The sequence below is a fragment of the Lysinibacillus sp. UBA5994 genome (assembly GCF_002429725.1).
Lineage (GTDB): Bacteria > Bacillota > Bacilli > Bacillales_A > Planococcaceae > Lysinibacillus > Lysinibacillus capsici.
Genome location: NZ_DJAU01000056.1, coordinates 107,868 through 129,482, shown reverse-complemented (window position 1 = coordinate 129,482; position 21,615 = coordinate 107,868). Strand labels below are relative to the sequence as shown.

19 protein-coding genes are annotated in these 21,615 nt (G+C 37.1%); 6 read left to right on the top strand and 13 right to left on the bottom strand.

Going from position 1 to position 21,615, the window contains the following annotated elements; genetic code table 11:
• Position 1: 1 nt before the first annotated feature.
• Positions 2-556, bottom strand: a complete 555-nt coding sequence (locus B3D98_RS16895; protein WP_288584533.1) for a helix-turn-helix domain-containing protein — start codon at positions 554-556, stop codon at positions 2-4.
• 113 nt (positions 557-669) lie between these two features.
• On the opposite strand from B3D98_RS16895, the gene B3D98_RS16890 reads away from it, so the two are divergent.
• A complete protein-coding gene (locus tag B3D98_RS16890) occupies positions 670-1,257 on the top strand; it encodes a LysE family transporter (protein ID WP_288584531.1) in 588 nt (195 codons plus the stop codon).
• Positions 1,258-1,298: 41 nt separating this feature from the next.
• On the opposite strand, the gene B3D98_RS16885 is transcribed toward B3D98_RS16890, so the two are convergent.
• The 6 genes from B3D98_RS16885 to B3D98_RS16860 form a co-directional block, all read right to left on the bottom strand.
• On the bottom strand, positions 1,299-1,421 hold the full coding sequence (locus B3D98_RS16885) for a hypothetical protein (RefSeq protein WP_004231260.1): 123 nt from the start codon (positions 1,419-1,421) through the stop codon (positions 1,299-1,301).
• A gap of 319 nt (positions 1,422-1,740) precedes the next feature.
• Entirely contained in the window at positions 1,741-2,736 is a 996-nt protein-coding gene (gene bioB, locus B3D98_RS16880) for a biotin synthase BioB (RefSeq protein ID WP_048392330.1), read from the bottom strand.
• Positions 2,733-3,326: a biotin transporter BioY gene (locus B3D98_RS16875; protein WP_048392329.1), complete on the bottom strand. Its 594-nt coding sequence runs from the start codon at positions 3,324-3,326 to the stop codon at positions 2,733-2,735. Before B3D98_RS16875 ends, bioB begins: the two co-directional genes overlap by 4 nt.
• Positions 3,319-4,695: an adenosylmethionine--8-amino-7-oxononanoate transaminase gene (gene bioA, locus B3D98_RS16870; RefSeq protein WP_288584526.1), complete on the bottom strand. Its 1,377-nt coding sequence runs from the start codon at positions 4,693-4,695 to the stop codon at positions 3,319-3,321. Before bioA ends, B3D98_RS16875 begins: the two co-directional genes overlap by 8 nt.
• Positions 4,676-5,380, bottom strand: coding sequence for a dethiobiotin synthase (gene bioD, locus B3D98_RS16865; protein WP_259950830.1), 705 nt, complete (start codon positions 5,378-5,380; stop codon positions 4,676-4,678). The genes bioA and bioD overlap by 20 nt, the downstream gene beginning before the upstream one ends.
• 191 nt (positions 5,381-5,571) lie before the next feature.
• Positions 5,572-5,754, bottom strand: a complete 183-nt coding sequence (locus tag B3D98_RS16860; protein ID WP_048392326.1) for a DUF4177 domain-containing protein — start codon at positions 5,752-5,754, stop codon at positions 5,572-5,574.
• A gap of 139 nt (positions 5,755-5,893) precedes the next feature.
• On the opposite strand from B3D98_RS16860, the gene B3D98_RS16855 reads away from it, so the two are divergent.
• Positions 5,894-6,358: a hypothetical protein gene (locus tag B3D98_RS16855; RefSeq protein WP_288584522.1), complete on the top strand. Its 465-nt coding sequence runs from the start codon at positions 5,894-5,896 to the stop codon at positions 6,356-6,358.
• A gap of 200 nt (positions 6,359-6,558) precedes the next feature.
• Positions 6,559-7,236, top strand: a complete 678-nt coding sequence (locus B3D98_RS16850; protein ID WP_288584519.1) for a response regulator transcription factor — start codon at positions 6,559-6,561, stop codon at positions 7,234-7,236.
• Positions 7,237-7,257: 21 nt separating this feature from the next.
• Here the strand turns inward: B3D98_RS16850 and B3D98_RS16845 are convergent, their stop codons facing one another.
• From B3D98_RS16845 to B3D98_RS16835, 3 genes are all read right to left on the bottom strand, one after another.
• Positions 7,258-12,393, bottom strand: coding sequence for an ATP-binding protein (locus B3D98_RS16845; protein WP_288584515.1), 5,136 nt, complete (start codon positions 12,391-12,393; stop codon positions 7,258-7,260).
• 840 nt (positions 12,394-13,233) lie between these two features.
• Entirely contained in the window at positions 13,234-14,277 is a 1,044-nt protein-coding gene (locus tag B3D98_RS16840; RefSeq protein WP_103118400.1) for a beta-carotene 15,15'-monooxygenase, read from the bottom strand.
• A 98-nt stretch (positions 14,278-14,375) separates the two neighbouring features.
• Entirely contained in the window at positions 14,376-15,269 is an 894-nt protein-coding gene (locus B3D98_RS16835; RefSeq protein ID WP_112118334.1) for an AraC family transcriptional regulator, read from the bottom strand.
• A 106-nt stretch (positions 15,270-15,375) separates the two neighbouring features.
• Between B3D98_RS16835 and B3D98_RS16830 the strand changes: the two genes are divergently transcribed.
• Both B3D98_RS16830 and B3D98_RS16825 read left to right on the top strand, forming a co-directional pair.
• Positions 15,376-16,293, top strand: coding sequence for a DMT family transporter (locus B3D98_RS16830; protein ID WP_257960718.1), 918 nt, complete (start codon positions 15,376-15,378; stop codon positions 16,291-16,293).
• A 160-nt stretch (positions 16,294-16,453) separates the two neighbouring features.
• On the top strand, positions 16,454-17,503 hold the full coding sequence (locus B3D98_RS16825) for a Cj0069 family protein (RefSeq protein WP_288584504.1): 1,050 nt from the start codon (positions 16,454-16,456) through the stop codon (positions 17,501-17,503).
• A gap of 30 nt (positions 17,504-17,533) precedes the next feature.
• On the opposite strand, the gene B3D98_RS16820 is transcribed toward B3D98_RS16825, so the two are convergent.
• The 3 genes from B3D98_RS16820 to B3D98_RS16810 all read right to left on the bottom strand — a co-directional run bounded on the left by B3D98_RS16820 (position 17,534) and on the right by B3D98_RS16810 (position 20,815).
• The gene (locus B3D98_RS16820) at positions 17,534-18,166 is read right to left on the bottom strand and encodes a LysE family translocator (protein ID WP_288584492.1); all 633 of its coding nucleotides are present in this window, start codon (positions 18,164-18,166) and stop codon (positions 17,534-17,536) included.
• Positions 18,167-18,268: 102 nt separating this feature from the next.
• Positions 18,269-19,012, bottom strand: coding sequence for a tetratricopeptide repeat protein (locus tag B3D98_RS16815; RefSeq protein WP_288584489.1), 744 nt, complete (start codon positions 19,010-19,012; stop codon positions 18,269-18,271).
• Between the two features lie 90 nt (positions 19,013-19,102).
• Positions 19,103-20,815: a methyl-accepting chemotaxis protein gene (locus B3D98_RS16810; RefSeq protein WP_288584487.1), complete on the bottom strand. Its 1,713-nt coding sequence runs from the start codon at positions 20,813-20,815 to the stop codon at positions 19,103-19,105.
• A 202-nt stretch (positions 20,816-21,017) separates the two neighbouring features.
• On the opposite strand from B3D98_RS16810, the gene B3D98_RS16805 reads away from it, so the two are divergent.
• Positions 21,018-21,224, top strand: a complete 207-nt coding sequence (locus B3D98_RS16805; protein ID WP_004231223.1) for a hypothetical protein — start codon at positions 21,018-21,020, stop codon at positions 21,222-21,224.
• Positions 21,225-21,615 lie beyond the last annotated feature (391 nt).

The window sequence follows — 21,615 nt, the reverse complement described above, 5'->3', positions numbered from 1 at the left end:
TTTAATGTGGATAGTAAATAGTCATACTAAGTCGTGTTACTGTACTACCTGGATTGCTGTATGTGTGTGGACGGTCAGCCTTAAATCGTATGGCATCACCACTTGTTAATCGATAATCTTGACCCTGTATATGGATGATTAATTCCCCATCAAAAACGGTTATATATTCCTCCGTTCCTTCTCGATGAGCCTCAGCATCTAACATTCCATTTTCTTTGATTTCAATTGTATATATTTCAAAACGACTATCCTTTTGATAGGGGAAATGAGGATAAACCATATATCGGCCATGATCTTCCTTCAATACTTGAATTTCTTTACCGCGAATAACCTCCGTCTCAGGTTGGGGAGGATGAATAAGCTCTGTAAACGAAACCTTTAATCCATTTGCAATTTTCCAAATTGTTGTCAAAGTTGGACTGGATTCTCCCCTCTCAATTTGACCAATCATCGTTTTACTAACGCCACTAAGCTGAGAAACTTTCTCTAAGCTTAATTTCTCCCTTTCTCGAATTGCCTTTAAATTTCTCGCAAAGACGAGATGAATTTCTTCCATCCAAAAGCCCTCCTTGTATGTACAATATAACGTACGTTTTGTATAATAAAAAGACCGACGTTATACAGTCTATTTCGTGCATTATATCACACAACTTGAAAGAAGGGATTGTTTTGCCTGTATTTTCCTTTTTATTATTTATCATCATTACAAGCTTTACACCTGGCCCTAATAATTTTATGGCGATGGTTTTTGCTAAACAATATGGCTTAGCGAAAACGATTCCATTCTGTTTAGGTGTAGGGATTGGTTTTTTCATCATTATTGGTCTTAGTAGCTTTTTTAACAAGATCATGTTAAACATTTTACCTGCCATTGAATTACCCCTAACCATATTTGGTGTAGGCTATATGTTGTACCTGGCTTATAAAATTTTAACAAGCAAAGAATTAGAGGATCACGACAACGAAGAAGAAAAACGAAACCTATTTTTTTTAGGAGCGTGCGTTCAATTTATTAACCCAAAAGGTATTTTATTTGGTCTTACTGTTGTCGCAACTTACATCCTACCCTACTACTCATCCTACATAAGCTATCTACTCTTCTCGTTCTTTTTAGCGCTAGTAGGGGTAATCAGTACATTTAGTTGGGCATTATGTGGCTCCGTTTTTCAAAAAGCACTACAGCAATATCGAAAACCATTTAACATGATCATGGCACTATTATTAATGTACAGTGCTGTTTCCATTGTTGTACATTAAAAAACAGCCCTCTGTCGGTAGAGGGCTGCTTTATCAGCAACTTATTTTGTATACGTTAAAACGGCATTTTTCTTGAATTTTGCTAAAGCTTCTGTTGCCTCATTTTTGCTCGCGTACTCAAAAATTCGAACGTCCTTTTTATCAAAAACTGTAATAACCCACATGTGAAAAGCTCCCTTCACTCATTATTTTTGTAATATAACAACCACCAAAATTTGTGATACGACTTATCAACTGTTTTATAACAATTCCTTACTTGATTCTTATTTTACGCTGATTTTTTCAAAAAGAAAGCTTTATGTGAAGGTCTTCACAAACTGTTCAATTTCAAAACGCTTTCATTGAACAATTTGTGAAAACCTTGATTTTATAGGTATATCCACTGCCAGTGAAGTCAGGTCTATCCGTCTCTTTTCATCTATAGCCAAAAAACCGTACAAAAGTACGGTTTTTGCTGTAGTAGTAGATTTACATGTCATAAGTTTAACAAAATACTTCTTCTTGTTTATGTGTTAATTCAATTTCGAAGCCCAAATCCTCCAGCATGCGATAATCGCTATTCGCTTCCTGTCCTGCTGTTGTTAAATAATCCCCAACAAAAATACTATTAGCTGCATAGAGACCAAGTGGCTGAAGTGAGCCTAAATTGATTTCACGACCACCCGAAATACGGATTTCCTTTGTCGGATTGATGTAGCGGAATAAAGCTAAAACCTTTAAACAATAACGGGGATTTAAATCCTTTGTCCCTTCTAGCTTTGTGCCATCAATTGCATTTAAAAAGTTTACAGGAATAGAATCAGCGTCCAATTGATGGAGGGCGCGTGCAATATTGACGACATCCTCTTTTGTTTCCTTCATCCCAATAATGGCACCCGAGCAAGGTGAAATTCCATGCTTTTTCACAATCTCTACCGTATTGACACGATCCTCATATGTATGTGAGGTCGTGATGAAGGAATGATGACGTTCCGATGTATTTAAATTATGATTGTAGCGATCCACCCCCGCTTCCTTTAGTTGCTGTGCCTGTTCTTCTTTTAGTAAGCCAAGACAGGCACAAACCTTCAAGCCATACTTTTCTTTTATTTCAGCAACCGCCTCACTCACGACATTGACATCCTTACGTGTTGGCCCACGACCACTGGCTACAATACAATACGTCCCAATCTTATTGTCAAACGCTCGTTTTGCACCTGCTAAAATTTCCTCTTTTGTAATAAATGGATATTTCTCAATAGGAGCCGTTGATTTAGAGGACTGGGAGCAATAGCCACAATCCTCGGGGCAATAACCGCTTTTGGCGTTCATAATCATATTCAATTTAACTTTTTTACCATAATAATGACGACGAATCGTAAAAGCACCATCCATAAGCTGTAATAGCTCATCATCCTCACTATTTAATATGGCAAGTGCCTCTTCATTGCTAATGATCTTTCCAGCAATAACTTCTTGTGCTAATTGGTAATAATTCATATTACATTCTCCCCCTCTACGTGTGAAAATTTCACATTTCTTGCTGACTGAAATACTTTATACAAGCGCTCAGCTAATAGCGCTGATGTAATAGCTAAGCAAAAATCAGCGACAATACTACTTAAAAAGCCGACAACAAACACATGTGACCAGCTTGACTTCATGTCTAACCAGAAATTCAATGCTACATACAAATAAGGAACAGCCACAGCATAAATAATAACCAGCCCAATAATGGTTGCTGCAATAAAATGCTTTTTCGTCGGCGTCTCAATCCTTTCAATAATGAACCCAATCACATAGGCGGCTAGGGCAAAGCCAATCAGATAACCAAAAGTTGGCTGTAAGACATATGTGATACCACCACCCTGTGTAAAAACAGGTAAGCCTACTAAGCCCACGCTGATATAGACAAGTTGACTATAAAAACCATTCCGACTTCCCAATAAACAGCCTGCTAAAAATACAAAAACAATTTGTAATGTAAACGGTACGACAGGCAATGGAATTTTAACAAAAGCTCCGATTGCTGTTAGAGCAGCAAACATGGCAATCATGACTAGCGCTAATGTTTGTTGTCGCTTACCCACCCTTAGCCCCCCTGTCCTGGAAAAATTGTTCGATTGTCTCTTTCGTTGTATGAATCATAAATGACATTTCCTCTTCAGAAATAATATAAGGTGGCATAAAATACAGAACATTGCCGAGCGGTCTGATGAGTAAGCCTTTCGTTAAAGCCCGTTGATAAATTTGATAGCCGATACGCTCCTCACTTGTGAACGCTTCCTTTGTCCGCCGGTCCTTTACTAGTTCAATCGCTCCCACTAAACCAACTTGTCGGTATTCACCCACATAAGGCATATCACAAAAAGCTTCCATGGCTAACGCTCGCATGTATTGTCCCTTGTGCTGAATCATCTCCATCACTTGTTCCTCTTGAAACATCGTTAATACTTCTAGTGCCACACGACAGGCCAAAGTATTGCCTGAATAGCTATGCGAATGTAAAAAAGCCTTCATTGTTCCGTAATCATCATAAAAAGCGTCATAGATTTGCTCCGTCGTTAAGACAACTGATAAAGGTAAATAACCACCTGTTAGCCCCTTTGATAAACACATAAAATCTGGCATGATGTCCGCTTGTTGACAGGCAAATAATGTACCGGTCCGACCAAAACCGACAGCAATTTCATCTGCAATGAAATGCACATCATAATGTGAGCACAACGCCCGTAAGCGCTGTAAATAGACAGGTGGGTACATTTTCATACCTGCTGCAGCCTGAATTAATGGTTCAATAATAACTGCCGTGATTTCCTCATGATGCGCTTGAAGTTGTTCCTCAACAAATTGACTACATGGTGCATTACAGCTTGCTGGATCTTCCTGAAATGGACAGCGGAAGCAATCTGGCCCTTTAGCACGAACAGTATCTAATAACAGTGGCTGGTAAACTTCATTGTAAAGCCCTACCCCTCCTATGGATAAAGCACCAATAGTTTCTCCATGATAGGCATCCGTCAAGGCGAGAAAGCGCTTTTTTGCTGGTTTCCCCGTCTGCATATGGTATTGAAAGCTCATTTTCAGTGCAACTTCAATAGCAGATGAGCCATTATCGGCAAAAAAGACTTTATGTAATCCCTGTGGTGCTAATGTGGTTAATTTTTCAGCCAATTGTATGGCTGGTTCATGTGTAAAATTAGCAAAGATCGTATGCTCTAATGTAAATGCTTGCTCACTTAAAGCTTTGCTAATACGCGGATTGGCATGTCCAAATAAATTAACCCACCAAGAAGATACAGCATCCAAATAACGCTGATCATGTTCGTCATAAAGCCACACGCCTTGCCCCTTTTTTATGACGATGGGTGGAAATGCCTCATAGTCCTTCATTTGTGAGCATGGATGCCAAACATGACGTAAATCTCTTAGCTGTAAATCAGTTAATGCTTGTTTCATAGTTAAAAAGCCTTTCAAACAGTGTTGTGTGCGTCATGGCATAATCCATTAGCTGTGACAAATTTTGTAGCTTTGGAATAATCGCATAGGGCAAGGGATGGTACTGTAAAATCGTTTGTATATTATCTTGCTCCATACTGCTACCTGTGTTCCCATTAAACACAATGCCAAGAACGTCAACTTCACGAGAGCGCAATGCCTCTATTGTTAATAATGTGTGATTGATCGTCCCTAGGGATGTCCTTGTAACAAGCACTACTGGCAGCTTGCTACTGACGATGACATCAAGCAGCGTCATCCCATGGGGAGCAGTAAAAGGAACAAAAAGCCCACCCGCTCCTTCACATATCACAACATCATAGGACGCTTGTAATAATTGAATCCGCAATAATAGCTCATTGACATCAATTTGCTGCCCCTCCAGTTGCGCAGCAAAATGTGGCGATGCAGCTTCTCTAAATGAATAGCTATTGAGATGCTCTTGTTGAAGCTTTTGTAAGGAATACTTTTCATACATGGCTGTATCATGATAATAGCCACGACCGTTTTCGTATACCTCTCCTGTTTGCACAGGCTTGTATGGTGAAACTTTCAAGCCTTGTTTTTGTAAATGACACATCAACATGGTGGTGACAATTGTTTTCCCAACATCCGTATCTGTACCGACAACCCAAAAATGTTGCATTGTTAACCTCCCTCTTTTAAGTTAACCATTAACAATATTTAAGTTAACACATATATTTTTGTTTTGTAAATGCTATTTCTATATTTTTCTGAATACACTATTTTTGTTAATAAAAACAGCAAATTTTGTATTAAAATAAGAAAACGCTAAACTCCCACCATTTATGGCAAGAATCTAGCGTTCATTGATAGTCATGATAATAATCTCTCAAAAATGATTTCATAGTCTGTTGGTTTCCCATGACCATTATAAGCAATCGGCAATACTTGCACTAAACGCCAACCTTGCTTCGCGTATTCTTCGATTGTTTTCCGATAGGTAGATTCCTGAAAAAAGCTACCTAAATGTGTTTGTACAAATTTATACTCATACATTGACTCACCCCCTGTAAATCTTTACGTAACTACGGAGTCAGGGTTTCAATAATTAGTAGGTTCTCGCTTTTGAATATTATGATTATTTTAAAGGATTTTAATCTTCACTCGTAGTATTAAACTACATGGGGGTGGTAGTATGTTTGGCATTTTTAAAGAACCAGCGAAGATCATCGATACATATGAACAAGTGCATTCAATTTTAAAATCATTACTTACCTATGAACTAAAAGAATTACCTAATCGTTATGAATTTTGGTATCGTGTAGCCATCCGTCAAGAGGAGTATCGGACATTACAAGCAGAGCATCGGGCAAAAATCTCAATGACTTCTGCAGTAGGGCGTTTTCATCAAACACAATATGAAGTGATGACACAGAAATTAGCAAAGTTTGAACGCTTATCCGATGTTTATAAACTATTTTGTATTGAAGAAGAACGAGAGCTATTAAACCATCGTCTCTCTTTTCATCAAGAAACGATTGCTGCCATCTATGACCATGTTCAACATAAAGAGCTTTATACGTACAGTGATAGTGTTCAACAGCAATTTTGGGAGGCCATCCGTGATGATCTACTCCGAGCTATCGCACACTTAGATTAATTTTTTAGAGACTTCATTTCTAATGGGAAATAGAAGTCTTTATTTATTTTTAGTAAACTCGCATGATTATTTTGACTAAGGTTATGAGGGATTCTAAAATCATTCGAGTCCTAAGTCTTCTAATTCCCAACCTAGACAAAAGTTGGTATATTTGAAATAGGAAGGTGATTAATAGATATTCGAACGAGAAAATTTTAATAGTGGAAGATGATATAGATATTATGGAGGTTTTATCGCTCACGCTAGCTAATGCTAACTATAATGTATTAAAGGCATCATCTCTATCCAGTGGCTGGCATCTCGCTGTCACGCAACAACCAGATTTAATCTTGTTAGATGTTAATTTACCAGATGGTACAGGCTTCGAGTTAGCCAAAAGAATCCGTGATGTATCGGATGTCATTATCATTTTTGTGACCGTCAATCATCTAATTGAACAGAAACTTGAGGGCTTTGAGGTGGGGGCAGATGATTATATGACAAAGCCATTTATTCCAAAAGAATTATTGGCCCGTATCCAAGCAAATTTAAAAAGAAGAAACCCAACAAAGAAAAGTAATATTGTACATATAGATAATTTGTCCATACATTTAGATGAGAAAAATGTTTATAAGGATGGACAGCTTTTAAATTTATTTACGAAGGAGAAGCTACTCCTCTTTTTTCTAATTGAGCATGCGAATCAAGTGATTAGTGTCGATCAACTCATTGATCATGTGTGGGGCTATGACGGTGTCACTGATTTGAAAACCGTATCTGTCCATATTAGTACGCTTCGTCGTAAAATTGAAGATATCCCCTCAAAGCCGAAATGGATTCAAACAGTGAGAGGTTTTGGCTACCAATTCGTTTATAAAAAAGAGAGTGGTGAGAAGTAAGAAAACACTCACCACCCCTTTTTAATTTTTTACCAATACCTTAACTAGTGGTAATGTAAAGCTAAATATGCTTCCTTCATTTTCAAGACTTTCAACAAAAATCTCACCATTATGCTGGTGAACAATTTGTTTACAGATAGCTAAGCCAATGCCATGCGAATGTGCTTCATGGATGTTAGTTGCTCGATAATAGCTATCAAAAATAAAGGGAAGATCACTCTCAGCAATACCAATGCCACTATCTGCTATCGAACAAATCAAGTGCTTGTCCTCTACATGGAGGGACAATTGAATACCACCATTTGATGTATATTTCATTGCATTTGTCATGATATTTTCAATCACTTGATAGATTCGCGTTTTATCAATCAGTAGCTGAGCTTCTTCATGACCGTAAAAGTGAGCACTGAATGTTAATCCTGATTGTTTTACTTCATCCTCATAACGGGTTGCCATTTGTAAAAATAATTCCTTTGCCTTTACCTCTGTAAAAGAAAATTCTGCTCTACCAGCTTCTAGATTTGCTAAATCAAACAAATCTTGAATTAAGTTATTTAATGATAATAGCCTTTCTTTACTTCGTATTAAATATTTCTTTCTGGCTACTGCGTCATCAATCACGCCCTCTAGCATAAGTTCTATATACCCTAATGTAGAGGTTAACGGGGAGCGTAATTCATGGGAAATACTATGCAAGAGTTTTTTACGTTCCAGTTCATTTTTTTCTAAACGTTCATTCATTTTTATCAAATGCCGATTCGTCTCATCTAGCTCCCTAGTACGCAACTGAACACGTTTTTCTAAATCTCCATATATTTTCGCATTTTCAAAAGAAACGGCAATTTGAGCCGCAATTACTTTCAATAGCTGGACATGAGATGGATGGAAGGCATTCGTCATTAAAGTATTCTCAAAATACAATATCGAAATAATTTCATTTTGATGGATAATAGGTAGGCAAAGAATAGATTTAGCCGTCGAATAGGAGAAAAGAGGATGCTGTGTTATTTGTGTATTGTCGATAATCACATGCTCTTTACTATTAAGAACATAGCGTATAATCGATTGCATATTCGCATTAAAATTCTCCATACTTTGTTGATCATACATCGTAAATGTTTTTTCCGCAGCTTCCGCCTTTGCTAACACCAATAATTCATGCTGCTGTTTATGAATGAAATAGCCACTATCTGCCCCCACATGCTTTAACAGTGAAAACAATATTTTATGCAGTAATTCTTCCATACGAATAGCTGTTGCAAATGATTGAGTCGTTTCAAAAACCGTCATCATATCAAACGTGAGTGATTCTCTACTGTGATTCTCCAGTTTGCGATGCACTTGATATTCTCTTGCCCATCTGCTAGCAACTGTTTCTGCTCCCCACGTTTCAATACTTTGAATACCATTCAATATATAATGCCTTGCCGTTTTCTTTTGCTGTTTTGCGAGATAATAGTTAGCAGCTCGTTCATATGCTAAGGCTGTATCCTGGACAAAACCATTCATACTTGCTAATCGTATTGCTCGGTCATAATAGAGTTCTGCCTCACTGTCATTGTTGTGTAAACGGTAATTCTCTGCCATTAATAAAGCATAGAGATGCTCATAATTTTCTGAAGAATAAACAGCCCATTTCTTAAATTTCTTGAGGCTTTGACGTATATCCGTTAAAAATAACCTCTGCTCCTGTACCTGACAATTTTGACTATGCAGAAAGTGAAATTGCCACATGGCCCGATAAAAATAATAGACTGTGGTGATTGGTAATGTATAAGTGTCCTTACTTAGCTTCTTTAATTCAACCAGAATCGCTTTCCCTTGTATTTTATCCGCTAATAAAAAGGACATTTGTAAACGCACTGAATAATGCATGATTTTAATAGCAGGCTGATCCTGTATTGTGATAGGACAGGCCCAATGTACAGGATGATGTGGAGAGCGGAGGATATTCATCCATCTCCCCATTTCGGCTAAAAAGTCAATCGAAAGGGTACTTGCATGAATAGAAAATTCATCTTGTTGTCGTCTAATTTCTTGTTGTAAATCCTCTAGGTTAACACCCTGAATAAGGCGTATAGCGACAATAAAACATGATGCTGAGGATACTAAATGATATAAGCCGAGCTCTTGGCTTTTTGCTTGAGCCTCATTAATATATTGAATACTGGTTTCATAGGGCTCTGTCCAATGACTGATAAACACGCCATACACATAATAAGTATGGCCCTTGATATATATGCTTTCTTGGTTATCCGCAACAATGATGGCAAGTTTGCCAAAGCGAGTGGCTTCTTTTATATTGGCAAAACCTGCATTTAAAAGCATAGCATAGTTAATCAATACCATGCCGCTTTTCGATGTAGCGCCATACTTCAACTGTAAACGCAGCCCTTTCATTAAAAGAATGCCTGTTAAGTTAGGATTTAATAGGAAAGCACTTGCCGTCATATTAATAATTAAATGAATCAAAATATCAATTTCTTTACTATTCGTTGGCGGATGCTGCAACAAGTCTTGGTCAGACATATGTCGCAATGCCCATTTCAACAATAGATACTCTTTTAGAAGCTGTGACTTTTTAGGATATGCTGAAATTTTAAGATTCGCAACTTGAAAACCTGCCAAGCCTGCTTCTAGACCAATAGTAGGGTTATCGGACTCAATGTATAGTACCGTTTTCAAATTGTTAATCATCAGTTTTTCTAATTTTGTCTCTGCGTGCTGCAAAGCTTCTGTTAAATGCATTTCCGATTGTTCGTAGTGGCCAGTTAAATATTCACATTCACCTAAATTTGCATATAATTTAACCGACTGTTCTCTCCTAGTCTCCCAATGATCAGGCGTCAATAGTTCTTTACTAGTTGTAAAAAATTTTAGCGCATTATCAAAGAGCCCTATTCTTTTAGCCTCAATACCGAGTTGATAATTCCAGATAGCCAGCTTTTGCTTTTCTTCCCCAGTCAATAAGTGGCGACTGTAATTGAAATGCATGACGATTTCGCTTAATCGATCATGATCTGCAGCCATTTGAGAGTCATCTGTTAAAAGCTGGCCAATTTGATAATGGTATTTAGCACGCAATTGCCCTGATAAGTCCTGATAAGCTACTTGTTGAATACGATCGTGAACAAATTGGAATTTGGTAGAAAATGTATGTAAAATTCCTTCATGCTCTAACGTACTTGCCCATTTATAATGGGCATCTAACGGAATAATAAAGCCATTCTCAACAAGTGTTTCCAGGTGTTTTAATAACGCTTGAGCTGATAAGGACACGAGCTTTAAGACATCTGTAAATTCAAAGCGCTGACCAAAACATGCAACTATGCGTAAAATCTCATGGGCTTGTGTTGTTAAATTAGCCATTCTAGTTTCAATAAAGACAAGTAGCTCGTTGTTCAATCGGGATAAATTAAATTTCTTACGATTAAACTCCCATTCTTTTGTTGTTGCATTAAAATAAATTGTGTTATCTTGCTGGAGTGATCGAAACGCCTCTTTCACAAATAACGGATTCCCTTTGGTCAAATTAAATAATTGCTTGGCAATTATCTGTATGGTATGAGGCTTTGCCTGGAAAGATGCCTCCAACCATTGTTGAACATGTTGTTCCTGAAGCAAGGGTAAATGGATATGATGACCGCTCGAAAAACTAGAAGTTCTTTGCTGATTTTCCTCCTCTGCGCTGTCCTTATTCACTCGGAATGTACCAATCATCATAAAGTATCCTGCTCGGTGTTGCTCAAAAATTTGGGTCATAATTTCAACTGTACTTTGATTGGCCCAATGCAAATCATCTACAAACCATATAACTGGTTTCTTCTGCATAGCAAATGTTAATAAAATTTTTTGAATCGATATAAACGTATAGGAATGGAGCTGTTTTGTATTTTGGCTAACTTCTTTTTGGAAGTGTACTTCCTCCTTCACAAACCATTTAAGTTCAGGTAATAGATGGATAAGTTCATCTGTCACAACTAATTTAACCTCTTGAAATAATTTTTTCCATAAATGGACAGACCTTTCACCTTCCATATAAATAAATTTCAATAAACTCCTTAAAGGATGGATAACAATGGAATAGTCATTTTCTAATTGCAATTGCTCATACTTAGTTGTAATAAAATAGCCTTTTGCGGCCGCTATTTCACCCTTTAATTCTTGAACTAACTTGGACTTTCCATACCCTGCTTGTCCTGATATCGTAACCATCTTTTTGTCACCTTTTGCAACCTGACGAAAAACAGAGGAAAGCTCTGCGAATTGCGATTCTCTCCCATAAAGCTTAGTAGACAGTCCCGTATTCAGATGCAAATCCTGTTCACCAAGCAGGAAATTTTCAAGCGGTTCGTTTACTAAAAGTTTCTGTTGGATTTGTAGCAAATCCTCTCTCAAACCAATGGCACTTTGATAACGATCAGCTGGGTTTTTAGCTAATAGCTTTTCAATCATTTCCCAAAGCAATGAATGATAACGACTGTCTAAACTTACCAATGGTTCTGGTTTTTTTGTGATGATTTCATAAATCAAATCGACGGCATCCTTTGCTTGAAAAGGCAATTGACCGCCCAGTATTTCGTAAAAAATGGTCCCCAGTGCATATAAATCTGTCCGATAGTCTACCTCTAAATGTAGTCTGCCAGTTTGCTCAGGTGCATAATAGGGTAGCTGTTCTAGTCGTTCATAGGGATTTTCAATCACAACTGGAGATTCTACATCATATTTTGTACTAAATTCAGAGCTTAATAGTTTTATTTTTAAAGAATTAGGATTGATTAAGATTTGATTAGGATGTAGGTGTAGATAAAGTAAACCACTTTGTTGCATTTTCATACAAATATTGACAAGGTCAATGGCAATCTGGAGAAATTGATGCAAAGAAATCAAGTTATTACTGAATTGCTTTAAGGGGACTCCATTAAAATTTTCATAGATGATCGCATATTGATCATCTATATAATCAATAGCTATTGGCTTTAATAACCAAGGATTTTGCTCATTCGAAAACAAGGAAAATTCATATTGTAGTTTGGCTCTTGTCTCTGCTGAATTATGATGAACACTTTTTACCAGTACCAGTTTGTTATACTTCTTCATATACATTCTCTGTAGATGCCAATCTTGACTAGACTGTAAAAGAATGCAATCGTTCATACACAATCCCTCCTCTTCTATGCTAGTATTTATCATCTTTGTAACCGCTTTATATTTTTGCAATGCTACTCTTCGAATGAACAGATAGTAGCGCTTCTCAATAACTCCTCTTTACTTGTTGTAGTGTCGATCATAATAGGACAGATATCCTTTACATAAAAACACCAGTAAAGGAATACTTGCTCGTAGATTTTGATCGACTAGAAAGATGCCGAGGTTTTTGTTTTCGTATCTTTTGTTACTCTTACATTTTCTAACACTACTTGTTCTTTAAGAACATCGATTGGATGTACGGGAATAAAAATTTTTGGGATGCTGTCAGAAATGGTATGTTGCTCAATAAGCTTATTATAATATTTCTCCAATAAATGCGCTTCGCCTTTTATTAAAGAAAATTTTGGAACAAGTGATCTGGTGTTTCTACATAATATGCAATCTGCTCATATCGTCTTTTCGTGCTTAATTCTGCTAGTGCAGGCTGGAATTTTGTCATTTCAATCCGTTCACTACATACCAAAGGATGGCTGTTACTCTGTCATAGACTGTATTTGATTGATCTATTCGTTATTGGTACTTCCATATAGCCATGTTGAACATTGCGGTTTTTTAATCATGTACTAATTCGTGCTTTTATTACACTTCCCCTTTATCTCAGGCATACAATTTTCATCCTATCAATCTTTCGCTAAAACAAAGCCCTCCTGTAAATCAATCATTCTCAGTACATTAAAACTATAAAATTCCAAGGTTAAAATTAGTTTAAATAGTATTAAAATCAATCAATAAAAAAATAGTCAATGTTTTGATCACAAAACATTGACTACTACTTTATAAGTAATTTTAATGATGTTGGCTCATTGCCATTCCTTCTACAAGCATTTGTCTAAATTCTTGAACCTGGTCTGCTTTAATGGCTATGTGACTATAGTGCTTCTTGATCCCTAGCATAAACGTTACTTCCACAGGCTCCTTCATTTTCAAAATAAAATGCGGATAGGCCTCACCAAAATCACGTGCTATAAAGTCTATCGTATCTTTTGATAATTTTCCCTCTAACCGCTCCTTGTCTTCGATGATTTCAGCAATATGATCAAAACGAATTTCAGTACGTTTCATTAATCCCAGAGATAAGTACAATGTATCATTTGTGACATAAACAGGATTTAGGCGAATAGCCTGCATATCCGCAAGAAAGAAGATTACTGAATAAATATTAAAAACAAGCAACACAATGGAAAGTATCATTGACTTTTCATGTAGCCACCAGTGAATACCAATCGTTTCAATAGCAATCCCATGAATAATCATGAGCTGAAAAGCGATATAGCTAGAATTTTTATGCAAAGATAAACCTTGTCGTTCTTGTCTTTTCCAACTCGCGAAACCATAATAAAGCACTAATAAATCAGCACAGATCATCTGAATAACTGGATGCTTGGGTGCATGTTTTTCTACAGCTTTTGAAAATGAAAAGAGATCTGGTAAAGAGCTTCTCCGCACTTCCCCTAGGATTTTTGGCAGGTATCGTACAAGTGTTGCCACTAGGATAATTTCTAATAGAATAATAGACCCTTCAATCGCAAAGCCAGCCCATGTCACTGCCACATAAGGCTGAAGGTGTTCCATAGGAATGATAAAACGTGCAGCAATACAGCCAGCTGCAGCTAATAGGATGGCTTGCTTTAATGAAAATTTACCTTTATAAAGCATAAATAGCACAGGGACCACCACAATACAGTCAATTAATGAGCCCATGACAACACCATTTGTTTCGATAGGTAAAAGGGATGTGCCAAATCCTGTATTATAGAGTGTATAGTTACTCGCTAATACCACTAATAATAAGGCTAGCCAAATATTTTGCTTACTTTTTAAGACCATCATTCACAATGCCCCCTCTCTACTAATAATTTTACTTTATGCCAAATGGTTCATCTTGTATAGAATTTGAGAATAAAAGATGGTCCTATTTCCATTCACGTTCAATTATTTTTCACACTTAAAAACTTCTTACGATAAACATGTGGCGGATAGCCAGTGTATTCTTTAAACTTTTCAATATAATAACTGACGGTACTAAAGCCTGTATTAACAGCTATTTCTGTTATCGATAGCTCATTACCCTTCAATAATTCTATGCTTTTGCGCAGTCGATATTGGCATAAATAGGTAAACGGTGTCATGCCCACTATTTTCTTAAAAAAACGACTACATTCAGCGCGACTTATATACACATGGCTAGCTAAATCTTCTAATGCTATTTTCTGCTGATAATGTGCATGTAAAAAATCTAGCATAGCTTTTGCTCGTTCATGCTGCACAATAGTGGCAGAATCCATTATTTGTTCTGTCAATAAGGATTGGGTTAGCATGGATTCCCAAATAAATAGAAGCTCTCTCCGTACCTTTAACTCAAAAAAAGCGGTTTGCTCTCGCATTAATTCCGCAATCGTTGCTACTTTCTGTGCTAACTCTCCTGTTAGTTTGACATAAGGTATTCGATTTCTTGTAATATACGGTTCTACATATTTTGAGAAAAAGATACTGCCCTCATGCCCCCCCATTAACTTTGGATCTACATTTACACAATAAACGATCGCTTGCTCTATTTGATAAGGCTTTGCTTCATGTAATCCAGAGGCATTAATAAAGAGCCCCTCGCCTTGGTTCAAAACAAAAACGTCCGTCCCCACTCGATACTGAGCACATCCCTTTTTTATCAAAACAAATTGTATTTCTTTATGCCAATGGAGAGGTAGAAAATCCATGCTTTCTAATCGCATAATCGTTTCATACAAGGCAACTGGAAATTCTTTTGTTCCATGCAAGGTTAATTCTTGTAAATCCTTAGCAATTTTAATATGTGTTAACGGCATCTCTAACACCTCAATATATTGATATTTTATTGGATTAAATCGATATTTATTTCCACTTAATCACTTTATAATCATCTTATATTGATAGTTTAGGAGATGTAAACAGATGAATCAAATTATCCAAAATAAACGTACACTGGGCTTTCTACTAGTTATTCTTGGAGCAAGTTTCTGGGGAATCGGAGGGACCGTTGCCCAACGACTATTTCAGCAGGACAATTTAGAGGTCGGCTGGCTTGTTTCTAGTCGTTTACTTTTAGCAGGTCTGTTACTAATAGCTATATATAAAATGACCCATCGGCATGAATCCATTTTCGTCATATGGCGCACAAAGCAAAATGCTTTTAGACAAATTTTATTTAGCCTACTTGGCATGCTTGCTGTCCAATACACCTATATGATGTCAATCGCTATTGGTAATTCAGCTGTAGCCACATTATTGCAATATTTAGCACCACTGTTTATCATGGCTTATTACTTTCTAACGAGGCAAAGTCCATTGACAAAGCAGGATGGTATAGCTGTGTCACTTACACTTGTGGGGACCTTTTTATTATTAACAAACGGTTCTTTTTCAACATTGTCCGTTCCTTTAATGGCTGTGTTATGGGGTATCTTATCTGGTCTTTCTGTTGCATTTTATACCATTTATGCCGTCCCACTTTTACAGCAATTCCATTCATTACTAGTTGTCGGCTGGTCGATGATCATCGGTGGTATAGTTATGAGTATAGCTCACCCACCATGGGCTATCGATCTATCTGATTGGACGTTTTCAACCATTGCCTATTTTCTCTTTATTGTTATTTTTGGGACAATGCTCGCTTTTTGGTTTTATATTGCTAGCTTGCACTATCTTTCACCAAAGGAGTCAAGCCTACTAGGTAGTCTTGAACCATTAATGGCTGTCATCACAAGTGTTTGGTGGTTAAAGATTGCTTTTGGTGGCTATCAGTTTATTGGTACATTGCTAATTCTTCTTATGATTTTATACCTTACAGTATTTCAGAAAAAGCAAGCTTGAAAACAGAAAATTAAGAGAGTTATGATTTTTAATAGTCAATACCTCCTATTACCGAGATAGTAATATATGAATTTATACATAAAATTTACATATTTTATCTATCTTTTCTCCTTATTTGTCTACTATACTGAACATAACAACAGATATAAGGAGGTATTTTATGGATAAAAAAGTTATTTTTTTCGAGGTGGAAGGCGGCACAGATAAAGGACCAGATGGCTATCGCCCAGATACAATGCCAATGGTGGAAGCGCTACAGCAACGTGGACAGGATGCAGAGGTACTCTTCTTTGATATCACAAAAAAGCAGGAAATCTTTCACTATGTTAAGGAACATGGTATTGCCTATGTATCTCGCATTAACCCAGGCAACTTACAGCATGAGGATGAGTACTTTGCTATGCTACGAGAGCTATGCCAAGCTGGCGTTATAGGGATGCCACATCCAGACGCCATGATTAGCTATGGTTCAAAAGACGTATTATCAAAACTGACGACAACAAATTTAGTACCTGATGATACATTTGCCTACTACACAATCGAAGCATTCAAAAAACAATTCCCTACTTCCTTAGCCTTAACAGAGCGTGTTTTGAAGCAAAATCGTGGTTCAACTGGAGAAGGTATTTGGCGTGTAAAATTGGTGGAACCGCTAGCAGAGGGTATCACTGAAGTGCCACTTGATGCACAAATCAAATGTACTGAAGCAAAAGATAATCATGTAGAATATTGGCAGCTTGGCGACTTTATGACATTTTGTGAGCAGTATATTACAGGGACGAATGGTATGTTAATCGATATGCGCTTTCTTCCAAGGATTACAGAAGGCGAAATCCGCTTATTCATGTTGCGCGATCATCCTGTACACGTAGTACATAAAAAACCAGCTGCTACCGAGGATGCCTTTAGTGCAACTCTATTCTCTGGCGCTCAATATCGCTATGACAAACCTGAAGACTGGCAAGAGCTGGTACAAAACTTTTTAAAGCAGCTCCCTCAAATAACAAACCTACTAGGCAATTATGATTTACCGCTAATCTGGACAGCCGACTTTATGCTAGATACCAATGAAGTCGGAGAAGATTGCTATATTTTAGGTGAGATGAATTGTTCTTGTGTTGGCTTTACTTCAGAACTAGCATTAGCGCATGAAGTAGCAGAAGAAATTTTAGCTTGTTTAAAAGAGCATACTGAGGCTATTGCGCAATAAAAAAAGTGCGATCTTTAGGGATCGCACTTTTCATATATAAACCTTAATTCCTTGTATAAATTCATAGATAAAATAACAAGCAAAACCAATCAATAAGAATCCTGCGACAATGGTAAATGTCCTAATCATCTTCCGATTCATAGCTTTACGAGTAACCGAGACAATGGTCAGCAAACCGATATCGTGGAGTAAAATTCCACTTAAAACACCAGCAGCAATAATTAAAAAGCTCGTTGACTCCCCTTGTCCATAAGATTTTGCTAGCACCACACCAAATACGTTGACCCAAAAAACAAGATTACCAGGCGAAATGGCCACTAGTAAGCCGTTAAAATAAGAGGCAAAAAACGATTTGGTTACTTTTTCTCCTGCCAATGTAATATCATGGTCAGCGTTCTTGATAGAATCATAGCCTAACAAGAATAAAAAGCCCGCTCCAATAATCCACATAGGTAGTTGAATTAAAGGCATAGCCAAGATGGAAGCTAGTCCCATATACAAAGCAAAAACCAATACAATATCAATGGTCATGCCACCAAGTCCAACTGCCCAGCCGTGCATAAAACCATTTTTGAGTCCTTGCTTTGTCATTTCTACTGTAATAGCTCCTACAGGCATGGCAATGGCAAGTCCTACCAATACATACGCTACATATAAACTCAAAAAAACACTTCTTTCATGTCATCGATAAGCTTCATACGTCCGTTTATGGTTTCACTATAGCATAATTATACTTGAAAGGAAATAATTATTAATAGATACCTGTTAGAGCATTTGCTTTTTCCATTGCGCTAACAAATCTTTTGACTTCTCCAAATCCAATTTCAATGTGACCTGCTTAGCTGTACAACGTTTTTTAGCTTTCTCCCATGCTTCTTCCAAGGCAGGTAAATAGCTTAAATTTTTTGTCGCTGCTACTAGCTGGAAAAATATATTACCTTGAATATAGTGCCAACGAGGATTCATTCCATCTAGGATTATTGCTTCTTCAATCAGTCTTAATGCCAAATAAGGGCTACCTTCGTGACGATTTAAAAACTGTGCAAATGCTCCCCAATACAATGCCTTATTAGGCTGCAATTTGATTGCCTCCGCATACTGTACTGATGCCTTATCCTGTTCTTTTGCAAGGACATAATATTCTGCCATTGTATAGTAGGCGTTCGCCTGCGCTTCTATAGGTCCTGCTAATAATTCATGGACCACTTTACCAAATTGCTCATCATCCTGACTACCTATATAAGCTGCGAGAACATCTCGTTCTGGATACGAACCATCTGTACGTTCCTTACTTTGCTTTGCTTTGTCATCAGTAGGCTGAGGCATATTTGCATACCCATTTGCCTCTAGCATTGCCACATGCTGCTGAATGACTTGATAGGCCTCTTCTGCGATCGCTGTATCATTGCCCAATATTTCTTTAGCTAGTTGATAACTTTCCTTTACTTGACCACTCAAAAATAAGTCATTGACTTGTTGAACTTGCTCGTTCATTTGTTTTACCACCATTAAAATCCTCACCTTCGCAAAAGAAAAATCTTATTGCTAGTTTACCATTTAAGTAGTATTAGCAAAAGCCAACATGTCCTAATCTTTCTATTATTCTTTTAATTTAAACGCCTTTACATGCTGTTCGAGTGTGTGTGCCATGTGATTTGTTTCATTAGAGCCATGTGCCACCTCATCAATGCTTGCAGTTGTTTGCTGTGCTGCGACAGTAATCATATTCATCGTTTCTTCTATATCACGAATAGATTCTGTTAATTGTTGAATCATCTGCACAATACGTGTAGATTTTTCGTTTTCAGCGGTCATAGCATTAGAAATGGTAATCATTTCTTCTACTGTTGCAGCCACTGCTGTAGAAATATTTCCTAAAGATTGTGCGGTTAGACGTACTGTCTCTGTTCCTTTTTCAATATATTGCGTATTATCATTCGTAGATGACATGACCTGCTGCACATGCTTCATTATATCCTGAATAAGCTGTTCAACTTGCAATACCTCTTGATTAGATTGCTCAGCAAGCTTCCGTACTTCCTCAGCAACAATAGCAAAGCCTTTGCCATGCTCCCCTGCTCTAGCCGCTTCAATGGAAGCATTCAGTGCTAGCAAATTTGTTTGTGATGCGATGTTTGCAATAGACGTTGTAATCGTTTGAATTTTGGTTGCAGATGTAACCAAGTTTTCTACTGTTTGTTGTACCTCACCCGATCCGCTGTGGATTAATGCCATATCATTGCTTATATCTTTTGCTAGTCGCTCACCCTCTGTTGCTAATTCCATCGTTTGTCTAGCATTATCAGCACTGTTATTGGTATTGCTTTGAATCATTTGAAGGTCCTGCGCTAAAGAAGTAAGAACATCTGTCGCATTTTCAGCATGGTGCATCCCTGCCGTCACGGCACTTGTTACCTCTTCGATATTATTGGCGACACCTTGAATGGTATTGCTCATATCGTTCAGGGTGGAAGCGGTTTCATCTGCGTTATTCGTTAAAGTGTTAGAAGTGGAACGCATCGTCATAATCATATTTTGTAAATTAGCTGTCATTCGATTTAATGTATTCGCTAAATCCGCTACTTCATCTTTACTGTTAATTTTTGTTTCAGGTACAGCTAAATTACCATTGGCAATTTCTTTCGCCTGCTGAATCAGCACACTAATCGGTCTTACTTTACGACGAATTAAAAATCCTGTAATGATGGAAGCAATTAGCATAGGGAAAATACTAATTAAAATCCCATTTCGTACAACATCCCATGTTCGCTCCTTTACGATATTGGCATCAAAGTCGATGACACTAATGGCAATAATTTCTTTACTGGAATCATGGTCTTTAAAAATAGGGGCATAGCCAGATAAACGGTCCATCCCTGCATAGGTATAAGGCTGTGAGTATGTTGGATGCTTATGTGTAAGCAACATATCAATAGCTTCTTTATCTAAATAAAATTGATCACCAGGGGCATAACCTTTTTCAGCCAAATGATCATCAAGCGCTAATAATGTGCCATCCAACGATAAAATATATTGTGTTTGGAAAATATCTTTATGACCTGTTGTCCAGTTCAAATCGTTCCCAATGCTTTCCTGTACAGCCTTGTCGCCTTGAATGGCCTTTTCCAATTGTTGCGGATTGATCAAACCTGTCGTAATATTGGCACAGCCATAGGCCTCAACACCAGCAGCATCATAAAGTTTATTGTAAGCAGTTATGTATGTAGCGAACGAAGTAATCCCTAGCATCACCACTAAAATACCAGCGATAATCGTCCCAAGTTGAAAAGTTAATGAATTGCGTAATTTCACGATCCATCCTCTCCCCTTTCTTGTAATAATCTATGAATATTCCTTTTGTGTTTCATCATACTACAAAAAGATGTATTAAAAAAGCATCTTTAATTATTCTAGTAAGATAAAAACATTGGAAAAAGTTCTGAATTGTGCGATAATTGAAGTTAATTATCTTAAATCCTGAGCATTACCAATTCATCTAATAGGAGGGCTTGCTATGAATAAACGCTTTCATCTAGTATCGATTGTTACAGGCAACTTGTTAACAATAGGGGCCATTTTTATTTATGCCATGCAAAGTCAAGTGGGAGTAGCCCTCAGTACGTATGCTCTTGTGATGGGTTTTTTTAGTACTTTGCTTGTGGTTTTCTTCTATATATGGGGGGAAGAAAAACAACAAGTATCCAATCGTTTTCTGAAATAATATGCATCATTTTCCAGTACACAGATTTAATGTGGTTCCTTCCCTTTCTATATGTAGAGGGATTTTTTTATGTAAAGTTAGTAGAAATGATTTAGTAGTTGGTATCAAATCGTCAATCGGAAGAGATACTATGTCAAAACATTCATTTAGAAAAATATTTACTTGATGTCGTAGTATCTTGGATGAATTGTGATATAACTTCACCATTATTTAGGTCTATACAACAGCTATTTTTACTAAAATGGAGTTGTAGATTTATTCATGATTCCCTTCTTTTCCGAGGCATTCCCCTCCGTATACGTCTAATTGTTGTAGAAAAATAAAATTTTTTGTAGAAAATTTTAAAACAATGATTGAGTAGTATATCAATTTTCTGTATAATCAGCTTGTT